The organism is Nodularia sp. UHCC 0506 (assembly GCF_034931045.1).
Lineage (GTDB): Bacteria > Cyanobacteriota > Cyanobacteriia > Cyanobacteriales > Nostocaceae > Nodularia.
Genome location: NZ_JAYGHH010000009.1, coordinates 98,065 through 102,022, shown reverse-complemented (window position 1 = coordinate 102,022; position 3,958 = coordinate 98,065). Strand labels below are relative to the sequence as shown.

Here is a 3,958-nt window from a genome sequence, read left to right as displayed (position 1 = left end):
AGCACTTTCCCCACTCAGCACTCAGCACTCAGCACTCAGCACTTTCCCCACTCTCTGTTACAACTCACAGGACTGGGAAGCATTTTCTAAATCAAATTGTGCAAAACTAATTAATCCTAAATGTGCTGAATTTCGCATTAATTCTTTTGCTAATAGAAAACCAGAAATTGTCCAGGTTTGATATCTTCTCGCTTCCTTACCAATTAATAGCCCCCGTGTACCATCATAATATTCCGGCCAATTATCCTGACTCAGACGTGCTTGGGCAATTTCCAAGGCGCGTTTCCCAATATCTGTTCTAGCCGTTTTTTGAGACGCAGCAATTAATGACCACAATAACACTGGCCAACTACCACCATTATGGTACGACCAAGGAATATTTCTAGGGTCAGAGCCTGTAAAAATTCTGTATTCCTCTTTTTCTACAGCCGGAAAACAGATTTTCATCGGCATTTCTCCTACCAAATCATCCCACTGTTCTTCAATGAGATTCATAATGGCTTGGGATTGCTGTTCACTCGCTAGAGAGGAAATAATAGCCATCATATTTCCCAATGCAAAAAAACGTGTATCTAGTTGTGATGGACCAACATTACCTGCTAAGTAACCACCGTGTTTAGGCAACCACATAGCTAAATTAGCATAGGGAATGGAATCAGGATATATATTAAATTGATTAACTGCTGACTCTCCGTATTCTTCACCCTTAAAGCGATAAATTACATTCAATCGCTTCATATCAATCCAATAGTGATGACGAATATGATCTCTTAATAGAGGTAAGCGATTATCAATCCCGATGACAATTTCTTCATCACCTGCACAAATCAGCAACTTCCGCGCCGAACGTAATGCTGAATAAAACAAAGCTTGAATTTCCAAAGGATATCCATAGATACCCATACGCCGATAAATCATACAAGCCCCATCTGGAACTAACAGCGTGGGATACATATCAAATCGTGTCGCCAAGCAGAGTTCCATAATTAAACTGATTCCTTGCTGAAATTCTGGCTGCAAGGCGAAACTTATATCTTTTGTAGCTTTGACATAGGCATATAGTATAATAACCCACCACAGACAAGAATCAACAGGTGTAACTCTAGCGATCGCGTGTTCACCAAAATCCGCTTCTAAAGTTTCGCAACCATCTTTTAATACAACCTTGAAGCTGGCTGGTATCAAACCTTGACCGGGTATATAAGCATCAAATTGGCCTTTTTTCGGCTGTAACTTTAAAGTTTCTTCTAAAAAATTACGGACAATATCATATTTACCCTTGATCAGAAAAAGCAAGGCTGAAGAGACAAAATCCCTAATAAAACAATGATCATGATTTAACGCTTTTTGCGAAGCATCATAGGTAGCAATTGTACCTACAGGACGACCTTGGTAGTAAAGAATCGACTTTTCTAAAATTTCCCAGGCCTGTTTCTCTAAATTATCAACTATTACTACTTCCTCTCTTTCCATTACGAGAAACACTCCATTATGATGGGATTTTGGCAAGAGAAAAACCAGAGTTCAACTCTTCCTTTTCAATACTTATTATTGGGGTGATGAATATACAAACACTTAGTTTTTCCCACGATTTAACTAGGGCGACATTCCATCGTCCATATTCTCAGGATAACCCAAGTTTCTCATTTACTTCATTTTCACATAAGCTCTGATTTTAAAGTGATTACCCAGAGCAATTGAGAAAATAACAAAAGCCCCATAGAACTACAAAGGGGCTTTCAAAATAATGTTTATTTTTGACAGTTTACACACTATATCTGAAGTATTACTGCACTTGATTTTGCCATAGCAGTCATCATCATTAAGCTCACGATATCTACTATCTAGGTATGTAAGTTTCTACACTGCCAATTTCAAACTCACAGGCGCGGGAAATTGCTTCAGGTGGTAATTCATCAAAACTCACTAACGGTAAATAATTGGGATTATCCATGAGTTCTTTCGCCAACAAGAAACCAGCAATTGTCCAAGTTTGATATTTCCTGGCTTGTTTGCCAATTAATCGCCCTTTCTTACCGTCATAATATTCTGGCCATTCATCTTCACTCAATCTAGCTTTGGCAATTTCAATAGTCTTTCTGGCTAAACCAGTCTTATTAGTTTTTACAGCTGCGGCGGCAAACATCCACATTAATACTGGCCAACTTCCAGCATTATGATATGACCAAGGGATATTTTTGGGGTCACATCCGGTAACAATTCTGTATTCTTCGCTTTCTAAAGCTGGGAAACAGATTTTCATCGGCATATCTCCCACCAAATCGTCCCATCGTTCCTCAATCAAATTCATAATGGCTTGTGACTGTTCTTCGGTGGCTAAATCGGAAATAATCGCCATTAAGTTACCCAGTGCAAAGAAACGCGTGTCTAACTGCGATGGACCGACATTACCAGCTAAATAACCACCTTTTCTCGGTAGCCACTTGTCTAATTCGTAATAGGGAAGTGAGTCTACATAGATATTAAATAGATTCACTGCGCCTTTGCCATATTCTTCACTCCTGAAGCGATAAATTGCATTGAGGCGATTAATATCTATCCAATAATGCTGGCGAATGTGAGCGCACAAAAGCGGTAAGCGGTTATCAATTGCTACGACTATATCTTGATTACCTTGACAAGCCAGCATCTCACGCGCCGCACGCAAAGCTGAATAAAATAAAACCTGAAGTTCTAGAGGATGGCCATAAATACCCATCCGACGGTCAATCATACAAGCACCATCGGGAACCAACAGCGTCGGGTACATATCAAAGCGATTAGCCAAGCAGATTTCGATAATTAACCGGATACCGTTTTGGAAATCAGGTTGATAGGCGATGGAATAATCCTTGGTGGCGACTACATAAGCACGTAACAAAATAATCCACCATAGACAAGAATCTACTGGGGTAACTCTAGCGATCGCGTGTTCTCCAAAATCTGCCTCTAAATGTTCTTCTCCATTTTCTACTACAACTTTAAAGCTGGCTGGAATTAACCCACGTCCAGGCTTATAAGCATCTAATTCCCTTTCTTTAGGCTGTAACTTCAAAGTTTCTTCCAAAAAATTGCGAACAATTTCTGTTCTACCTTTGATCAGAAAAATTAACGCTGAAGAGACAAAATCCCGGACAAAGCACTGGTCATAATTTAGTGCTTCTACAGATGCGTCATAGGCAGCTACAGTCCCAATGGGGCGACCTTGATAATAGAGAATTGACTTCTCTAGCGCTCGCCATGCTTGTTCTTCTATATTCTCATCTGTTAGGACTTCATTTATTGGCATCGCTAGGTAACTCCATTGAGGGGGTGATTTTTTAGTAGATGCGCCTTCATTGATTATTTATGCTATTTTAAGCATAACAAATACTATGTTTTGAATAGCAAATTGCTGTAAAAAAATAACTTATCAACAATAACTTAAGCTACTAAATTCTACGCAACTTAATCTATAATTAGTTGGTTTTTAATTATCTTTTTGATAAATGGTAGCTAAGTATTTTTAGCCTCAAGCCATTTCATGATTCCTCAAAGTAGCGACACCATATATATTCCCAGATTATTCTGTGTCTTGTCTGTACATTCGTAACCTGACTTGATCAAACAGGAATATCTCTCCGGTATTACTCAATGTGTGTACAGCTTTAACTATGTCTAGTAAATTTACTTAATCAGAATTTAGGTTTGAGGCGGTAAATTAGATTATTCCCCTATAATTTCATAATTTATAATGTTTTCTGAGAATATGCAATATAAAAGCTCAACAATTTTAGAGGTCAATACTTCTCAGAAGGTGCATATTTTAGCTAAATTACCAATAATCAGGTAAATTTTTGGGAGTACAGTCGAAAAATATATACGGCACATAACTTAAAGCGGATGCAGGTTTTCCGCAAGACACCAGAAAATTACCACACCAATATAAAGTAATTATTGAGGCAATCACAAAACCTTA

The 3,958-nt window shown here is 38.4% G+C and carries 2 protein-coding genes; both read right to left on the bottom strand.

Annotated features, from left to right (window positions below; genetic code table 11):
* Positions 1-57 precede the first annotated feature (57 nt).
* Positions 58-1,473 (bottom strand): glycoside hydrolase 100 family protein, encoded by a 1,416-nt coding sequence (locus tag VB654_RS08670; protein ID WP_323213312.1) that lies wholly within the window; start codon positions 1,471-1,473, stop codon positions 58-60.
* 367 nt (positions 1,474-1,840) lie between these two features.
* Positions 1,841-3,289, bottom strand: coding sequence for a glycoside hydrolase 100 family protein (locus tag VB654_RS08665; RefSeq protein WP_323213311.1), 1,449 nt, complete (start codon positions 3,287-3,289; stop codon positions 1,841-1,843).
* Positions 3,290-3,958 lie beyond the last annotated feature (669 nt).

Bases quoted from the DNA above. Each gene is read 5' to 3' on its own strand.
- VB654_RS08665 (WP_323213311.1), bottom strand. From the start codon at position 3,289: ATGCCAATAAATGAAGTCCTAACAGATGAGAATATAGAAGAACAAGCA.
- VB654_RS08670 (WP_323213312.1), bottom strand. From the start codon at position 1,473: ATGGAAAGAGAGGAAGTAGTAATAGTTGATAATTTAGAGAAACAGGCC.